Here is a 16,096-nt window from a genome sequence, read left to right as displayed (position 1 = left end):
TTAGGAATTCTTTATCATCGAAAAAGACTCTCCTTCACCCCGCTCACCTCTGCTGGATGGAGGGAAAATTTTTTCATATTGTGGAAGGAGTCCGTGAAGTTCAATCTTAAGAACCATCCATAAGCAGCCGTTTTTTTGAATCTGCCGTTGAAACTCACGTTCGGAACGGATGCCATAAAATAACCCGATGCACATCATTTTGAATCATACAAGAGGATCCAGGGAAGGACGTCCATTGTCTTCAGAATAGCAGGGCCGTACTTTTTCGGGAGGTAAAAGAGAAACCTATGTATTGGTCGATCTTACGGAGTAAGTGATTTTCCGGGACAAGCTCTTCTATAGTTACAATTTTTATAGGATAACAAATGAACAAGGTGAAAAAAAAAAGAAATCAGAAAAAAACAAGGCTGTCGATAAAGTCTCGACAGCCTTGTTTTTTATTATGCTTTTTCTTTTTCTTTGTTTTTTTCGCGTTCCTTTTTCGAAAACAAACCGATGATCGGCCGCTTGCCGCGGTAGACGACGCCTGTCATTTCTGCAAAAAGATGAAGCAGAAACAAAAGGACGAACGTGATGATCAGCGATATCCCGAAGGATGTCAGCGAAAATAAGAGCGCCAGCAGGCCGAATAAGGCACTGAAGGCATAAATGATCAGAACCGTTGCTCTGTGGCTGAAGCCGGCGGCAAGAATTTGATAATGGATGTGTTTGTTATCCGGCATCATAATCTTCTGCTTGTTGATCATTCTCCGCAAAATCGAGAACAACGTATCAAACACCGGCACAGCAAGGACGATGATCGGAATGACAAAGCTGAACAATGTCACGTTCTTGAACAGACCGACCATGGAAATGACGGCCATGGAATAACCTAAAAACAGGGATCCTGTGTCCCCCATGTAAATCGAGGCAGGGTTGAAGTTGTGGAACAAGAACCCGATGTTGCTTCCGATCAGAACTATACATAAATAGACAATGGAAATCTGCGGTTCAATGGCAAGCGCCATCACCGCGATGCTGATCAGGGATATAGTCGATACACCGGCCGCCAGTCCATCCAGGCCGTCAATCAGGTTGATGGCATTGGTAATACCGATGATCCATAGAAACGTAAAGATGATGCTGATCGGATCACTCAGAGAGACCATTCCGATGAACGGAATACTAAGCACGTCCACTTTCAAACCGGAAAAGATCAAAACAGCCGCAGCAGCCACCTGGCCGCCAAGCTTGAAGATCGGCCGGATCTGATAGCGGTCGTCCAATAATCCGGTCAAGACGATGATGAACGCTCCGATGATGATCGGTCCTATATACGGCATATCCGGGCGGATAAACAGCATGCCGGCGGCTGCTCCTCCAAAGATTGCCAGCCCGCCCATGCGCGGGGTGATTTCTTTATGGATCTTCCGCAGCTCCGGATAGTCCATCATTTTCCATTTAACAGCTAGCTTCATAACAGGGAATACAAGCGCATAGCTGACCGCCATCGACAGCAGCAGCGCTACGATAATTTCAACAGTAATGTTCATAGAAATCCTCGCTTACTTGGTAAGTTTACTCTTGTCGGTATTAGTATATCACAGGCACGCGAAGATTCCGTTATCTTTCCCGTGAGCCTTTTTTCTCAGCTTATGTAAAACCCGGAACATGGAAAAACACCGCCATAGTCCTCAGCGATGCTCCACACGATCTATTCCTGCAGCTGCTGAATCAGCTGGTTGATGACTTCCTGAGATGATAACAGTTCGGAATTCTCCGTCCGCTGGATGATGTTCTCCAGCACTTCTTTAAGATTCTCCATACGACCCACCTTTTCATTCATGATGTTCCTATATATTCCTATTTACTTAACGGTTCGGTATCAAACGCCTTTTTCCGACGGTCATTATGTAAGGACCCTTCCTGCTGTATGCCGTCTTGGAATAAGCGTCCCCATATTTTCTACGTTTCTCGGAATGATCTGTCAATAAAATTCAAAATACTTTGTTACATCATAATCTATTTTTGTCAGAATGAAAAGAAGAAAATGGTAGAAAAGGCCGTTGATCTTTCGACATCGCAAAAAAACCGGCCCTTTTATAAAGGCCGGTTAAGAAATGGCTGCCCACCTGCGTGTCAATGTCTTCAGCTCATAGCTTCCATGAGCGAAACGATGGACATGTTTCCGTATGACCGCACCACCTTCACGATGGTACGTAAAAAAGACGACAGCCGGATGAAAAAGAGAATCATAGAAGAACAGTGGATTGAAGCTGCGGAGCTGCTTTCCAAACGGCCAAGCACCGAACAGATCAAGTGTACGGGCATACCTATCGTCGAGGACGGCCTGGGGGATGACTCCGGACGTCTCGTTCGTATATTCCAGCAGATGGTGATAACAGAGGGACGCCTGCAGGTAGGAAAGCGGGGACTCATCCCCCGTCACAGCCTTCATGAACGATTCTTCCCATAGTACCGTTTCTTTCTTTCTCCCTCCTATCCTGCCGTTGATCACAAAGATATCCCATCCAGGCTTGATGAGCAGCTGGGAATACTGATCCACTATGGAAGAGAGTGTGCAGGCTCTGCGTTTGTCCGTGACACGCGGGGAAACCGCTGTGACATTGCGCCAGCCTGCTTCTCTCGTGAAGACGGTTTTACCCTTCACAGTCCCCCGTCCCTTCGGTGAGGAGTTCCGGCACCCGGGGATTCTCCAGGAAATCCTTGACCTCCTCCAGACTCAGACCGAGCTGTCTGGCTTCTTTGATCAGAGTCACCCATTCTCTGTATTCCTCCTGTTTCACCATATGATCGTCTCCTTTCGTCCGCTATCGGCTCTGTCCATTCCCCGTTTCTTCGGCATACTTATGCGTTAATAACTCTTCCAGCGGTACCTCCAGCGTCCGGGCGAGTTTTCCCATCACGATTAAGGAAGGGTTCTTCTGTACCCCTCTTTCAATGTTGCTGATATACGATTTGGATACACCAGAACGTTTGGCAAACTCGTTGACAGATAAACCTCTGCCGGTGCGCAGGATACGGATTTTTTCACCAATCGGCGTCACTTCCACCTACCTCACCTTCCATCGTCAGATGACTCCTGACATAATTAACCTATCTTTTTGTTCGTTATTAAGAATATTATAAACGCTGTTCCATTGGAAATAAACAACCATTTTTCATTATAAAGAACATATATTCCACACATTCCTGCCTGTATCTTCTATATACTCACAAATAGTCCGTTTTTAAGAACAATTCCTCACAAAAAATCAGCTGAAACTGGATCAGCTGATTACTTTTCCTTTATTCGATATTTCTGCCGGAATTCTTTCGGACCGATCCCTTCCACACTTTTGAAAACCCTTGTGAAATAACTCTGGCTGTTGTATCCGAGCAGCATACTGATATCCATAAGCGAATGCTCTGTGATGCATAAGAGCTCTTTCGCTTCGGTAATCCGCTGCTGATTGATGAACTGGGTGATCGATACGCCGGTTTCTTTTGTGAAGACGCCGGATAAATAATTCGGATTGACGTTTAATGTTTCCGCAATTTCCTTTAACGTCAAATCTTTCGTCAGGTTTTGGAAAATATATTTCTGTGCGCGCTCCACCAACGGAGAAAAGGACTGCCTCCCCACCCCCTGGATTCTTTCCAGGAACGAACGAAGAATGATAGATTCCAATCCTTCCAGTTCCTCGACGGTCTCTTTCGTCTCCAGAAAACTGATATGGAAATCACTTAATGACCCTGTTTCATCCGGCTGCGCTCCTTTTTCTACACAAAGAAGGCTCAATTCCGTAACCAGACGGATCAGATGGTTTTTAAAGGAACGCACATGATTTTTTATATGAGAGAGGTTATTGTCCATCAATGCATAATACGCTTCCACTGCCTGTTTTTCCCCACGTTTGAAACGTTCCATGAATTCCTGCTTCGACGCCACCGTATCCGGGTAGGATTCAAGCGATGCCGCATATTCTTCATAATGGTGCAGAAGATCAGGCTCTGTTGGATCTTTCTTCGCTTTTTCCTTTTTCCCTGGCAGCACATGCTGTAAGACGCGCTGGATGGATGCCAGTTCCTTCGGCGTCCTTACCGGCAGATGATCCAGGTATCCGGCAAATTCCTCTGCAAGAGAGGAGGAAAGATCATTCATAATCAAACTCAGCTGGACCTCTTTATAGTCCGATATTTCATGGAGGAATGGACCGAGCAGGGCGACCACGGTTTCCTTCTGTGGATTTTCATACGCATAAAAAAAAGCATACTGGTTAAAAGGATCCTTTAACAGGTGCAGGGTGCCGGGCATCTTCCTTGCTTCCTGAAGATAAGGATGGCGGGTTTCCAGAATTTCTTCCGGTGGTTTAAGAAAAGTGTCAGGATATTGAAAGATGGCTGTGTTCTTTCGATCGATTAAATGGACTGGTATATTGAATGCAATGGCACAATCTTTGAGCAGATTGATCATTTCAAAGTTTTTCATGCCGACCCTCCTTCCAACTACTACTATATACTCATTATAATGGGAGGCATAAAAAAAGACACCCTTGAAAAATAAAGGGTGTTATACTAGTTTATACAGTTCCGTTCCGCCGCGCAGGAAATTTTCTACTTCTTCCTTACTCAGGCCTAAAGCTTTCGCTTCCTGTATCAAGTCGATCCACTCATCATCCAGCAGACGATCTTTAGGCATCGCTTTCATCTTGTTAACCTCCCCGTTTCCCGGTTCTTCTTTTCCTAATCCTGTAAGTATAAACCTATTATAATGGATTATACGCCACCACATTTGAAAAAAATTCATATGTTTTTAACATTTATCACTTATATTTCAGTATTTTTAGGAAAATCGTTGTGGTTTTATGTAGAATAGTATATCAGACAAAAAGAACCGGGCCAAAATAATCAGCCCGGCACCTATGAATGCATCGCTTTCCATTTCTCGGTCAGCACTTGGAAAGCTTCCTGATCGTCCTCATCAATGGCCTGATCGATCAGGCGCCGGAGGTTTTCTTTTTCCAATTCACGGATGATGGCTCTCACTTCTTTAGATGATTGCTGGCTGATGTCAATCCCCTCTTCATAATACGGCGACACAATCGAATGAAGGTGTGTCAGAAATTCCGGCAGCTGCAGCAAATCCGCTACGGATACATACACCATATTTTTACCGCGCTGAAACACGAAAATATCGAAGACATTGTGCACCTTCTGACGATTGCGGTCGATGATTATTTCTCTTGCTTCCATTGGAATAAACTGATAAAGTTCGTCATCAATAAACAATGAAAAGTACTGGTAGGCTAAGACGATGCGAATAAAACGTTTATCTTCTTTAACATAATATGGCTTCAACATCTTTATGTTCAACATGGGCCCACCCCTTTTTATGTTATATCTGAATTTTCAGTATTTTATTCTATTATCGCTCATTTGTCAATCAATTGAAAGCCCTTTCTAGATGGATCCGCAAAGTTAGGCGGAACAAATCCGGCCCCTTGAATAAGGAGACCGGATTTTCAGAATGCAGGCATAACCGATATCCTCCAGGCCCTCCAGGAGCGCAAACCATTCCCTTTCCGCGGACGAACGGCCAAGTCTCCTCGGGGAGACCGCCCTGCGGGGCCTCGGCCGTCCGTTTTTCCGCAGGAGTTGAATGGTCTGCGCTCCTTTCGGAATTGAAAAGGATTTTCCGATCCTTACTGGGTAAGGTCTCGTGGAGCGTTCGGTGGTGACGCCTGCGGGAACAGCGCGAGCCGAAGATCCACTTGGACAGGTGGTCTTCCTGTCCAAGTTAGCTGAGGCCGTGCCCGCGGCAAGCATCCACCGATAAGCGGAACGTGACCACCCACCTACAAAAAGGGGGGGGGGCGCCTCTATGAGAGGAAGAAGGAAATTAAAAATCCGGTCCCCTGAGAAGGAGACCGGATTTCATTTGATTAGATGATGGCGTGGAGACGCTCGTCGACCGCAGCTTTGACGGACGCAAGCAGTTCTTCACTTTCACGGCGTGTAGTGGACTTCACTCCGTAATAGAATTTGATTTTAGGCTCTGTTCCGGATGGACGCAGGCAGAACCAGCAGTCATCCTCAAGAATGAACTTCACGACATTGGAGGTCGGAAGATCGATTTCCTCTGTGGTTCCTTCCTGTACCAGCTGGCGGACCGTTGTGGAGTAATCCTCCACCGCCATGACTTTCTTTCCACCGGCTTCCTGAATGTCCGCCTCACGGAAATCGTTCATGATTTTCTCGATCGTATCCGCTCCTGATTTTCCTTCCAATGTGACCGACTTCAAGTCTTCAAGGAAATAGCCGTGCTTCTGATACAGCGTATCCAGGGCTTCCACCAGTGTTTTCCCCTGGCTCTTCCAGTAAGCCGCCGCCTCTGCGGCAAGTACAGCAGCCTGGACGGCATCTTTATCACGGGCGAAATCCTTCACTAAATAGCCGTAGCTTTCCTCGTAGCCGAAGAGGAACTTGTACTCGCCGGACTGTTCGTACTCGCGGATTTTCTCTCCGATAAATTTGAAGCCTGTCAATGTATCCAGAGAGGAAATCCCGTAGGAATCAGCGATCACACGGCCGAATTCAGACGTTACGATCGTTTTCACAAGCAGGCCGTTTTCCGGAATGGAAGCGCTCTGGCCGAGAATATAATCAAGAAGCAGGGCCCCTGTCTGGTTACCAGTCAGCACTTTGTACTCCCCGTTCTCATCCGGCACGGCAACGCCGAGACGGTCTGCGTCCGGATCTGTAGCCATCAGGATGTCCGCGCCCACTGCTTTCCCTTGATCGATCGCCATTTCAAAGGCCTGGTGTTCTTCCGGGTTCGGTGAAGCCACCGTTGAAAATTCCGGATCCGGCGTGGCCTGCTCTTCGACGATGTGCACAGAGTTGAAGCCGTTCTGCTTCAAGCCCTGCTCCACGAGGTGGCGGGCAGTTCCGTGCAGCGGTGTGAACACGACCGAAAGATCTTTCGGCAGGTCGCCGCGAACACTTACGGTTTTCAAAGCTTCCATATAAGCGGTATCGACGTTCTCGTCCACCCAGCGGAGCAGACCGTCCTGTTCCAGCTGCTTTTGGTCCGCTGCTTCTACGTTCAGCTCATTTTCGACCTTGTTGACGAAGTCGATCATCACTTCCGCCTGGGCTGGAGGCAGCTGTCCGCCGTCTTCATTGTAAGCTTTGAAGCCATTGTATTCCGGAGGGTTGTGGCTGGCGGTGACGACAACACCTGCCGCCGCCTTCAAGTGACGGACCGCAAAAGACAGCTCCGGTGTCGGCCGCAAGGATGTAAATACATAGGAAGGAATGCCGTGGCGTCCAAGAACCTTCGCTGTTTCAACTGCGAATTCCTTCGACATATACCGGGAATCGTACGCAATGGCAACGCCGCGCTTGGACATCCCCTGGTCATTGACATAGGAAGCCAGACCTTCAGCGGCTTTCCGAACGGTGTAAATATTCATCCGGTTTGTACCGGGACCGATTTTCCCGCGCATACCGCCTGTACCGAACTCAAGGTTCTTGTAGAAAGCATCCTCTAAAGATGCCTCGTCTTCTACGATCTTTTCCAATTCGACGGACAGATTCTCATCAAGATCAGAAAAGTCTTTCCAGCGTTTGTATTCGTCTTTCCACATGTCCAACACTCCTTTGTCTTTTGGCGGATCGGCCGGGCCGCTCCGCGCTGTTATGTAGAGTTCCGGCTCACTGGTCAAGCCTTAAACGTTTCATTCGTCATGAACGGGGAAAGTTCCTGTCAAGACGACAAAAATTTGTGTATGTATCCGGATAAAGAAATTGAATCAGTTCCTTGATTTCCCAGTGATTCTATCTGTATTGTATCATAAGTCCTGCAGACAGAACGGGAAGCGGACAAGGTTTTTTATGGAATTTCTCCGCTTCCGAATCCCTGTCTTTTTTTCTATGTGACTTTCCCATTTTCCCTGCCTGATTCTTCTATTGATGAGGTGATTGTATGCGTGAGGCCTTTCAAATGAGGGGGGCATTCCTTTCAATGGATGCAGTGTTAAACGGGGGTGCTTCCATTTCCGCCATAGATGTCGACCAGCCGTTTCCTCAGCGCCGAGTAAAACAGGGCGCACTTCTCCTGATCGCTTGCTGCCGTCTCAAGTTTCCTCTGAATATCCTGAACCACTTCCTGCGCATCTTGAACGAATTCATGTTCTTTGCCGCTTAATCCAAGATCGAGCAGCAGAATCTTGTAGTACTTTTCATACTTAATCATAAGTCCAGAGAAAAACAGACCTCCACGATACATAGTTCTCACCTCCTGGTTCTTTTTTCACACTTAGTTATAATCCACCTTCTGGAAAACGTCAACTCCCCCATTATGCATTCCAGGTTTGTGTTTTTTCTCTTTTCTTTCTGAAAAACCTGTTTTTCTACTATATTAATAAGCCTTTTGGAAAAAGCGGGTTTCCAAGGCAATTAAAAGGGCTTTTTCGCACGATTGTTAATTTCCTGTAAACCTTGGAGTCCGCCCTTTGTAATCGTCGGATAATTCACTCTTGTACTTCAATTTCCTTTCCGTTACAATGTCCTTTATACAAAGAATTCTGTGTATATATAGGAGACAGAGAGAAGGAGTGTGAAGAATGAACAAATCCATTACGGTAGGACTGCTCGGTCTGGGAACAGTCGGATCAGGTGTCATTGAAATTCTGCGCGATCATAAAGAACGCATTGAACATAAAACGGGGTGCGATGTCACGATTAAATCGGTGCTTGTCAGTGACATGGCGAAAGAACGTGAGGTTCCGGCTGAAACGGAACTGACGGACCGCTACGAGGACATTACGAGAGATCCGGACATTGATGTCATCGTGGAAGTGATGGGTGGGATCGATCACACCTTGACGATCATGCTGGAAGCCATTGAGCACGGCAAACATATCGTAACGGCGAACAAGGATCTTGTCGCCCAGCACGGGGAGCAGCTTTTCGAAGCCTGCCAGAAGCACAACTGCGACCTTTATTATGAAGCCAGTGTAGCTGGTGGTATCCCGATCATCCGCTCGATCATGGACGGCCTTTCTTCCGACCGCATTACGAAAATGATGGGAATCGTGAACGGAACGACCAACTACATCATGACGAAGATGGCTCAGGACGGCGTCGATTTCGACAGCGTGCTGAAAGAAGCGCAGGACCTCGGTTTTGCCGAAGCCGATCCGACCGCTGATGTGGATGGCCTTGATGCGGCTCGTAAAATGACGATTTTGTCCATTCTCGGCTTCTCCATGCCGTACAGTCTGGAGGATGTTGATGTGAAAGGCATCCGCGGCATTTCCTCTGACGACATTACGTATGCAGAAGAACTCGGGTACCGCATCAAACTGATCGGGATTGCAGAGAACGATGCCAACGGTGTATCCGTCAGTGTCGAACCGACGCTGCTGCCGGTTGAACATCCATTATCTTCTGTCAACGATGAATTCAATGCGGTGTATGTGTACGGTGATGCAGTCGGCGAAACGATGTTCTACGGACCTGGAGCCGGAAAACTTCCGACAGCCACAGCCGTTGTTTCTGATTTGATTGCCGTCTTGAAGAATATACGACTCGGCACGACGGGAACCGCTTACGTCCAGCCACAGTTCCCGAAACAGGTGCGCGCCCAGAGCGAGAAACTGACGAAAAAGTACATCCGTCTTCATGTGGATGATCAATCCGGCATGCTGAAGGAATTGACGAATATTTTTGCCGAGTATTCGATTTCCTTCGATCAATTCACCCAGAAAGCCACCGATCAGGAAGGCGAGCGTGAATTGATGATGGTGACACATAAAGTCAGTGAAGAAGACTTCGAAAAAGCACTTCAAGAGCTGAAAACCTTGGATTCCGTCAGAAAAATCGACAGCGTTTTCCGTGTCGAAGGAGGAGAATGACCATGTGGCAAGGATTAATCCATGAATATGCGGAGTTTCTTCCCATCAATGAACGTACACCAAAACTGACGCTACACGAAGGGAACACCCCGCTGCTTCCGATTCCGGCGATATCCCAGGACCTCGGAATCGAAGGCTATGTGAAATTCGAAGGAGCCAATCCGACCGGTTCCTTTAAGGACCGCGGCATGGTGATGGCCATGGCCAAAGCGATTGAAGAAGGGTCCGAAGCGGTCATCTGTGCTTCCACAGGGAATACATCCGCCGCCGCAGCCGCCTTTGCCGCACGTGCAGGCATCCGCTGTATCGTCGTCATTCCGGACGGTAAAATCGCAGAAGGCAAGCTTGCCCAGGCCGTCATGTACGGCGCTGAAATTTTTGCGATCAAAGGGAACTTCGATGATGCGTTGAAGATGGTCCGTAAAATTTCAGAAACAGAACCGGTGACATTGGTGAACTCGGTGAACCCTTACCGGATTGAAGGCCAGAAAACGGCCGCTTTTGAAGTAGTGGACGCGCTCGGTTCCGCACCGGACATCCTCAGCATCCCTGTCGGAAATGCCGGGAACATCACAGCCTACTGGAAAGGGTTCAAGGAATACCATGACCGCTTCCAGTCCGGCCTGCCGAAAATGATGGGCTTTGAAGCCAGCGGTTCTGCGGCGATTGTCCGTAATCAAGTCATTGAAGATCCGGAAACACTGGCGACAGCCATCCGTATTGGAAACCCCGCGAGCTGGGATAAAGCCATCCAGGCCCGCGACGAGTCGGAAGGGTTGATTGATGAAGTGACCGATGAAGAAATCGTCGAAGCTTATCAACTGCTGGCCCAGAAGGAGGGCATCTTTGCCGAGCCTGCTTCCTGCGCCTCGCTTGCCGGCATGATTAAAAAAGTGAAGGAAGGTACGATTCCTCAAGGCTCCAAAGTCGTCCACGTTCTGACTGGTAACGGGTTGAAAGATCCAACGACAGCGATTGAAACGAGCCCTGTCAAACCGGCACGGATTGAAAACAACTATGAAGTGTTCGCTTCCGCCGTCACAGGAGTACAGTCATGAGCCGGTTCCAGATCCGGGTGCCTGCAACATCCGCCAATTTAGGACCAGGGTTTGATTCGGTCGGCATTGCGCTTTCCAAATATGTGACCCTGGATTGTGAGCCGGCGGAGGAGTGGCATTTTTCTGTTCCGGCAGAAGATCAGGCGCATATCCCTTCGGATAAGCGCAACTTGATTTATCAAACAGCACTGGCCGCCGCTCAGACGCGCGGCTTTGATTCTCTCCCTCCCACCCATGTGACGTTGACGAACGATGTGCCGGTCGCCCGCGGGCTGGGGAGCTCCTCGACGGCGGTTGTCGGTGGCATTGAACTTGCCGATCAGCTGCTGGATCTAGAGCTCACACGGTACGAGAAGTTCAAGATCGCCTGTGATATCGAAGGACACCCCGACAACGTCGGACCTGCCGTCTATGGAGGAATTATGGTCTCGAACTATGACGGCGAGCACCTTGACTATGTCCATTTTACAGAGGACCTGGATTCCTTGACGTGGCTTTCGGTCGTTCCTGATTATCATTTGGAAACCGAAAAGGCGCGGAGCATTCTTCCATTGGAGATCGATTATAAAGAGGGCGTCCGAAGCAGTTCGAGAGCCAATGTCCTTGTGGCTGCTCTTGCCTCTAAAGACTGGGCGCTCGCTGGAAAAATGATGAAGAACGACCAGTGGCATCAGCCGTACCGGAAAATGCTGATTCCTGGTTTCGATGCTGTTACGGAGGTCCTTGAAGGGGAGCAGTCGCTCGGGTATTACATCAGCGGTGCCGGACCGACGATGGTGGCTGTTTTTGATGAATGGACGAAGGAGAAGGAACGACGTCTTCAAAATAAGCTGTCCTCCTACACGGTCGAAGCGCTTGCTGTTGAACTGGATGGAGTCACAACCATCCAGAAAAACGAAGTTCCAGCTGCCGAATCCTGAATAACGAAGAACCAGCGGGCTCATTCCCGCTGGTTCTTTTATTTTCTTCTTCTGTTTCCTGCCAAAATAAGGATCAGGCCGATCAGGGCCCCCACACTGTCGAGTCCGATATCCCCGATGTACGGGGTACGGTCCGGCGTCAGGGATTGATGGTATTCATCCAGACATGCATACAGCACCGTTACAACCAGAGCGCTGACGGCTGCTGTCCTTTTTTTCCAGGGTGTGTTCACAAGGAAAGCTCCATACGCGGTAATCATCAATACGAAAAAGATGCTGATATGAGCCCCTTTCCGAATGAAAAATTCGACCATGCCGTCGATGCCGTGGCTGGCCAGACTGACCTCTTCCCCGTGGTAGGTAAACGAAACCGGCGCCAGCAGCGGCCGAAGCAGATCGAGCGGAAGATACATCGATAACGATGGACGCATATCCTGTTCTCCATAGGGCTGGGAGGAAAAGTAAAAAATCAGGCCCATCACTGCAAATGGGAGGATAGTAAAGATTAACCTTTTATACAAATCATTCACACTTTCTAAATAAAATAGCTGAAAGACATATGAATAGTCTACTATAAATATCAGGAATTAAAAAAAATTTCATAAATTCATAGGACCTACTATTAAAATATTGTAATCTTGTATACAATTGCTTATGGAAAGAAAAAAAGGGGGATTCGAGAGTGGCAAAGAAAAGTAAGCAGTACGATTATGACCTTGGCGAAGTGAAGCGTCTGATCGGTGAGACTGATAAAAACTATCGCGAAATCGCGGCCGAAACGGGATGCCCTTATGCTAGTGTCGTTTATCATGGTCGTAAAATCCGTGGACGCGTCAATCGTATGCGTCAGGAAGAAATCCAGGCGGAACAGCAGCAGCCCCAGTCCCTGCTGGCCTTGGCCCAGGAGACTCCGGAAGAACCAACCGTGTTGTCTGGCGGGACAACCTTGAGTATATCCAGGAACGAAATCCATATCCAGAATGCCGAACAGGAAGCAGCCAAGATGATCAAGGCTGCCCGGGCTATGGGACTGACGAAAATTAACATAACCATCGATCGATGAGGAACATCCGGCGCTTTTCTGGAAGGCGCCGGACTTTTTTATGGGGATGGAAGAGTGGGGATTAAAGAAGGTGTCTGCAGGACTTCAGTTTATTTCGGGCATGACGTCCCCAGTTTTTCACAGCATCCTGGGTCACGCCTTCGATCAGGGCCGTTTCCGCAACAGAACGGCCCTGCTTCACACGGTGGGATACCCATTTCCACTGGTTGGGTGTCAGCAGGTTCTTCACCTGGTCCCAGAAGTATGTATCAACCGGTTCGTCCTCCCATATGTAATCTTCGCTGTGGATGAGTTCTTCTACAAACCGGTTTTCCCTGTCCTGACGGTTGTTTTCGCGGCGGATCTGGTCAATGAGCGCGTTGCGGATCTTCCAGTGGGCATAGGTGGAAAATTCTCCAGCCTCGGGATTGTACGTGCGGTGGGCCTGCCATAAGGCAAACAATCCTTCGGCATAAAAGTCACCGTTCGCATCGATGATGTGCAGCTTACGGATGTGGTAATGGATGCTCCTTTCCCATTCGGCCAGCAGCTGTTCAAAATCTTGTTCCGTATCCATGACTTCACTCCTTCTCATTTTCTGCCTTCACTCTATAATCGAAGAAAATGGAAGTTTTCGTGTCATCTTTTTTCAAAAAATATAATTTCCACCAGGAAAAATGGAATTTCTGCTGGGAAGCCGGCGGCAAATGTAGGACAATAGAAAAGTAGAAAGGAGTGACTCATGTCAAAGATTCAGGAATTTCACGAATTGGAAAAACTCATTTACAAGGTGATGCACACCCTGCACCTCCCACCCCCGTACGACGATTATTTCCAGGAAAGCTACCTCGTCTATCACGCGGCCAAGGCACGCTATGATCCTGCGAAAAGTCAGTTCTCCACCTATTTCCACACCAAACTCCGACATCACTACCAAACCCTCGTCTCCAACGACCTAAAAAGAACAGCGGCCCAGAGCCGGCTGTATACGTTCGCCTCCTTTGAAAAACCCCTCCCAGCGGCGGATCCTGCTCCGACCTCCACTCTATCTCCTTTTGAAAAGCGCCTCCTCTCCGACCTTCTTAACGGTTATAAAAATGTGGAGATTGCGGCCCGGATGAACATCAGCTCCTCGACCTTTTACCGGCGGCGCAGGATCTTAAGAACGAAGCTTGCGCGTTTATACATGTAAAATACAGGGAAAACGACTATCATATCAACTAAACGGAGGAATCGCCTTGGAAGAGACATCCCGCTCCCTGACTCCCCTTGCCAGCATCTGGCTCGACGAGGCACCGACGACCTACACCCACGCCTTTGTGGAACGGCTCGCGTATGAATGGATGATTGAAATCGTGAACCCCTTCCCTATACCGATTATGGAAAATAAGGAATACGTTCTTTCTATATCGATTGAGCAGATCGACGGCACTTTTTACGAAGCCATCCCGATCGAATCCTACAGCATCGAGATGGGGGAACAATTCACCGTCTACCGCTTCCATATGTATCCCCCCGCATAACCTTTCCAGGAATGTTATACTAACGTTGGACGTTTGACTTGGAAAGGAAGAGATTATGCTTTATCTTGCATTTGCCGGATTTTTTCTCATTTATGTGCTGCTTGGATGGTTCACCGACACGGTGGAAATGTCAGCAGTCGGCGGCGTTTTGAGTGTCGCTTTTTTCTTTGGGAATCTTTATTTGTTCTGGCGTGAAAAACGCAATGCTTCAAAAAGTGAATAAAAAAGCTCCGCCGGAACTGGCGGAGCCTCAGGCTGTCGATAACTTTTCCCGACAGCCTTTTTTGTTCTTCCTTTGAAAGTGGAACTTCTGCTTTTTCATCCTGGGAATACCGAAGATTCACTTGAGAAATAGGTCATAAATTACTGAATGACCACTCCCGGAGGAACGCTCCTTTCTCCTAAAAGCCAGCTACTCAACAGGGGAAGTCCTTCTTTCAAAGCAAATGAAGGCAGGAATAGTCTGTTCGCGTCACGAAGAGCGTTCGGTGGTGACGCCTGCGGGAACAGCACGAGCCGAAGATCCACTTGGGCAGGTGGTCTTCCTGTCCAAGTTAGCTGAGGCCGTGCCCGCGGCAAGCATCCACCGATAAGCGGCTCGTGCCCCCCTTTTCATCGCAGAAACAATGAATATCTAAATAAAGCCCGCCGGGGAACGGTGGGCTTTTTCTACGTCAATAGAGTCAGGAGAAGCGGAAGCGTAACCACACTCAGGATGGTTGTCACCAGCGTGATGCTGGAAACGAGGTCGGGCTTGGCGTCGAACTGGACAGCGTACATCGTCGTCGTTGCGGCGGACGGCATCGCCGCTGCTACAATAAGGACCGAAGCCATCAGGTCGTTCATCGGAAGAACAGTCGTCAGCCCCCAGGCGATCAGAGGAGAAGCGACCAGTCGGATGGATGCCGCAAAGGAAACCTTGCTCCAGTCGAGATTTTTGATGGTAATGTTCGCCAGCTGCATTCCGAGCAGAATCATGATGCTTGGAACGGTCGCATCGCCGACGAGTTCAATACTGGAATACAGATTATCCGGGATGTTCACGTCGGCCGCTTTAAACAACAAGGCCATCCAGACGGCGTGGGTCGGCGGCATTTTCAAAATCGTGCGGACAGCCATGCTGAACCCGGCGGTGCCTTTGGCGGCATAATAAACACCGAAAAAGTTCATGACGATCTGCTGAAGCACCATGAATGTCACCGCGTAGACGAACCCCTGCTCCCCGAAGGCGAACAGCACGATCGGAGTTCCGTAATTGCCGGCATTCATAAAAGCGGTGGACAAGATCAGGCCGCTTTCCGTCGGTGTCCCGTAACGGAACAGGCGGGCACCGATTTTATTCAGGATGAGAATACTAGTCAAAAGCGTCAATGAAAAGAGGATCATCATATAGTAATCCCGGTTGAAATCCGCTTCATAGAAGGTTTTGAACACAAGGCAGGGCAGCATCAAGTACAACGTAACCGTAGACAGTGATTTAATCTCCAGATGCAGACTTTTCTGCAGGATATATCCGGCCACGAAGACGAGGATGACCGGAAGAACGACTTGGAAGAATATCCCCATACTCTCCCTCCTTTATCGAGCATTTCTGTTAACTTCAATAGTCTATCAGAAATGTGGGAAGGTTGTCCTGCTTCTGCTCTAAAAC

General features: G+C 48.5%; 19 protein-coding genes and 1 pseudogene. 7 read left to right on the top strand and 13 right to left on the bottom strand.

Features of this window, described 5'->3' with window-relative positions:
* Positions 1–89 precede the first annotated feature (89 nt).
* The 10 genes and pseudogenes from ACXADP_RS04360 to ACXADP_RS04315 form a co-directional block, all read right to left on the bottom strand.
* A pseudogene (locus ACXADP_RS04360) lies at positions 90–373 on the bottom strand (transposase); the annotation flags it as partial.
* Positions 374–440: 67 nt separating this feature from the next.
* Positions 441–1,532 (bottom strand): MraY family glycosyltransferase, encoded by a 1,092-nt coding sequence (locus ACXADP_RS04355; RefSeq protein ID WP_474969660.1) that lies wholly within the window; start codon positions 1,530–1,532, stop codon positions 441–443.
* A 560-nt stretch (positions 1,533–2,092) separates the two neighbouring features.
* Complete coding sequence (locus ACXADP_RS04350; RefSeq protein WP_474970900.1) at positions 2,093–2,650, bottom strand: hypothetical protein; 558 nt, start codon at positions 2,648–2,650, stop codon at positions 2,093–2,095.
* On the bottom strand, positions 2,640–2,789 hold the full coding sequence (locus ACXADP_RS04345; RefSeq protein WP_474969662.1) for an anti-repressor SinI family protein: 150 nt from the start codon (positions 2,787–2,789) through the stop codon (positions 2,640–2,642). The genes ACXADP_RS04350 and ACXADP_RS04345 overlap by 11 nt, the downstream gene beginning before the upstream one ends.
* A gap of 21 nt (positions 2,790–2,810) precedes the next feature.
* Positions 2,811–3,053, bottom strand: a complete 243-nt coding sequence (locus ACXADP_RS04340; protein ID WP_474969663.1) for a helix-turn-helix domain-containing protein — start codon at positions 3,051–3,053, stop codon at positions 2,811–2,813.
* Positions 3,054–3,277: 224 nt separating this feature from the next.
* The gene (locus ACXADP_RS04335; RefSeq protein WP_474970899.1) at positions 3,278–4,471 is read right to left on the bottom strand and encodes an AraC family transcriptional regulator; all 1,194 of its coding nucleotides are present in this window, start codon (positions 4,469–4,471) and stop codon (positions 3,278–3,280) included.
* 81 nt (positions 4,472–4,552) lie between these two features.
* Entirely contained in the window at positions 4,553–4,690 is a 138-nt protein-coding gene (locus ACXADP_RS04330; protein ID WP_474969665.1) for an anti-repressor SinI family protein, read from the bottom strand.
* Between the two features lie 212 nt (positions 4,691–4,902).
* Positions 4,903–5,358, bottom strand: a complete 456-nt coding sequence (locus tag ACXADP_RS04325; RefSeq protein ID WP_474969666.1) for an IDEAL domain-containing protein — start codon at positions 5,356–5,358, stop codon at positions 4,903–4,905.
* 566 nt (positions 5,359–5,924) lie between these two features.
* On the bottom strand, positions 5,925–7,631 hold the full coding sequence (locus ACXADP_RS04320) for a phospho-sugar mutase (RefSeq protein ID WP_474970898.1): 1,707 nt from the start codon (positions 7,629–7,631) through the stop codon (positions 5,925–5,927).
* Positions 7,632–8,020: 389 nt separating this feature from the next.
* The gene (locus ACXADP_RS04315) at positions 8,021–8,272 is read right to left on the bottom strand and encodes a hypothetical protein (protein ID WP_027954832.1); all 252 of its coding nucleotides are present in this window, start codon (positions 8,270–8,272) and stop codon (positions 8,021–8,023) included.
* 337 nt (positions 8,273–8,609) lie between these two features.
* On the opposite strand from ACXADP_RS04315, the gene ACXADP_RS04310 reads away from it, so the two are divergent.
* From ACXADP_RS04310 to thrB, 3 genes are read left to right on the top strand one after another with little or no spacing between them, the layout of a single operon-like run.
* Positions 8,610–9,902, top strand: a complete 1,293-nt coding sequence (locus tag ACXADP_RS04310) for a homoserine dehydrogenase (protein ID WP_474969668.1) — start codon at positions 8,610–8,612, stop codon at positions 9,900–9,902.
* A 2-nt stretch (positions 9,903–9,904) separates the two neighbouring features.
* Positions 9,905–10,960, top strand: coding sequence for a threonine synthase (gene thrC / locus ACXADP_RS04305; RefSeq protein WP_474970897.1), 1,056 nt, complete (start codon positions 9,905–9,907; stop codon positions 10,958–10,960).
* On the top strand, positions 10,957–11,880 hold the full coding sequence (gene thrB, locus ACXADP_RS04300; protein ID WP_474969670.1) for a homoserine kinase: 924 nt from the start codon (positions 10,957–10,959) through the stop codon (positions 11,878–11,880). Before thrC ends, thrB begins: the two co-directional genes overlap by 4 nt.
* Positions 11,881–11,918: 38 nt before the next feature.
* On the opposite strand, the gene ACXADP_RS04295 is transcribed toward thrB, so the two are convergent.
* The gene (locus ACXADP_RS04295) at positions 11,919–12,410 is read right to left on the bottom strand and encodes a VanZ family protein (RefSeq protein WP_474969671.1); all 492 of its coding nucleotides are present in this window, start codon (positions 12,408–12,410) and stop codon (positions 11,919–11,921) included.
* Positions 12,411–12,562: 152 nt separating this feature from the next.
* On the opposite strand from ACXADP_RS04295, the gene ACXADP_RS04290 reads away from it, so the two are divergent.
* Positions 12,563–12,943, top strand: a complete 381-nt coding sequence (locus tag ACXADP_RS04290; RefSeq protein ID WP_027954827.1) for a hypothetical protein — start codon at positions 12,563–12,565, stop codon at positions 12,941–12,943.
* Positions 12,944–13,004: 61 nt separating this feature from the next.
* Here ACXADP_RS04290 and ACXADP_RS04285 read toward each other — a convergent pair whose 3' ends face one another.
* Positions 13,005–13,499, bottom strand: coding sequence for a sigma-70 family RNA polymerase sigma factor (locus tag ACXADP_RS04285; protein WP_474970896.1), 495 nt, complete (start codon positions 13,497–13,499; stop codon positions 13,005–13,007).
* Between the two features lie 165 nt (positions 13,500–13,664).
* Here ACXADP_RS04285 and ACXADP_RS04280 point away from each other — a divergent pair, with 165 nt between their 5' ends.
* The 3 genes from ACXADP_RS04280 to ACXADP_RS04270 are packed head-to-tail and all read left to right on the top strand — an operon-like array spanning position 13,665 to position 14,668.
* A complete protein-coding gene (locus tag ACXADP_RS04280; RefSeq protein ID WP_474906410.1) occupies positions 13,665–14,114 on the top strand; it encodes a helix-turn-helix transcriptional regulator in 450 nt (149 codons plus the stop codon).
* 46 nt (positions 14,115–14,160) lie between these two features.
* Entirely contained in the window at positions 14,161–14,445 is a 285-nt protein-coding gene (locus tag ACXADP_RS04275; RefSeq protein WP_474906408.1) for a hypothetical protein, read from the top strand.
* A 55-nt stretch (positions 14,446–14,500) separates the two neighbouring features.
* Entirely contained in the window at positions 14,501–14,668 is a 168-nt protein-coding gene (locus ACXADP_RS04270; protein WP_206933208.1) for a hypothetical protein, read from the top strand.
* Between the two features lie 446 nt (positions 14,669–15,114).
* On the opposite strand, the gene ACXADP_RS04265 is transcribed toward ACXADP_RS04270, so the two are convergent.
* Entirely contained in the window at positions 15,115–16,011 is an 897-nt protein-coding gene (locus ACXADP_RS04265; RefSeq protein WP_474970895.1) for an AEC family transporter, read from the bottom strand.
* Positions 16,012–16,096: the final 85 nt, after the last annotated feature.

The sequence above is a fragment of the Halobacillus sp. AWH4_228 genome, assembly GCF_056158365.1.
This window is presented reverse-complemented; position numbering and strand designations above follow the sequence as displayed.

Coding starts and splice junctions, on each gene's coding strand:
- ACXADP_RS04285 (WP_474970896.1), bottom strand. CDS start 13,499: ATGGATACGGAACAAGATTTTGAACAGCTGCTGGCCGAATGGGAAAGG.
- ACXADP_RS04330 (WP_474969665.1), bottom strand. CDS start 4,690: ATGAAAGCGATGCCTAAAGATCGTCTGCTGGATGATGAGTGGATCGAC.
- ACXADP_RS04320 (WP_474970898.1), bottom strand. CDS start 7,631: ATGTGGAAAGACGAATACAAACGCTGGAAAGACTTTTCTGATCTTGAT.
- ACXADP_RS04315 (WP_027954832.1), bottom strand. CDS start 8,272: ATGTATCGTGGAGGTCTGTTTTTCTCTGGACTTATGATTAAGTATGAA.
- ACXADP_RS04355 (WP_474969660.1), bottom strand. CDS start 1,532: ATGAACATTACTGTTGAAATTATCGTAGCGCTGCTGCTGTCGATGGCG.
- thrB (WP_474969670.1), top strand. CDS start 10,957: ATGAGCCGGTTCCAGATCCGGGTGCCTGCAACATCCGCCAATTTAGGA.
- ACXADP_RS04335 (WP_474970899.1), bottom strand. CDS start 4,471: ATGAAAAACTTTGAAATGATCAATCTGCTCAAAGATTGTGCCATTGCA.
- ACXADP_RS04325 (WP_474969666.1), bottom strand. CDS start 5,358: ATGTTGAACATAAAGATGTTGAAGCCATATTATGTTAAAGAAGATAAA.
- ACXADP_RS04345 (WP_474969662.1), bottom strand. CDS start 2,789: ATGGTGAAACAGGAGGAATACAGAGAATGGGTGACTCTGATCAAAGAA.
- thrC (WP_474970897.1), top strand. CDS start 9,905: ATGTGGCAAGGATTAATCCATGAATATGCGGAGTTTCTTCCCATCAAT.
- ACXADP_RS04270 (WP_206933208.1), top strand. CDS start 14,501: ATGCTTTATCTTGCATTTGCCGGATTTTTTCTCATTTATGTGCTGCTT.
- ACXADP_RS04280 (WP_474906410.1), top strand. CDS start 13,665: ATGTCAAAGATTCAGGAATTTCACGAATTGGAAAAACTCATTTACAAG.
- ACXADP_RS04265 (WP_474970895.1), bottom strand. CDS start 16,011: ATGGGGATATTCTTCCAAGTCGTTCTTCCGGTCATCCTCGTCTTCGTG.
- ACXADP_RS04310 (WP_474969668.1), top strand. CDS start 8,610: ATGAACAAATCCATTACGGTAGGACTGCTCGGTCTGGGAACAGTCGGA.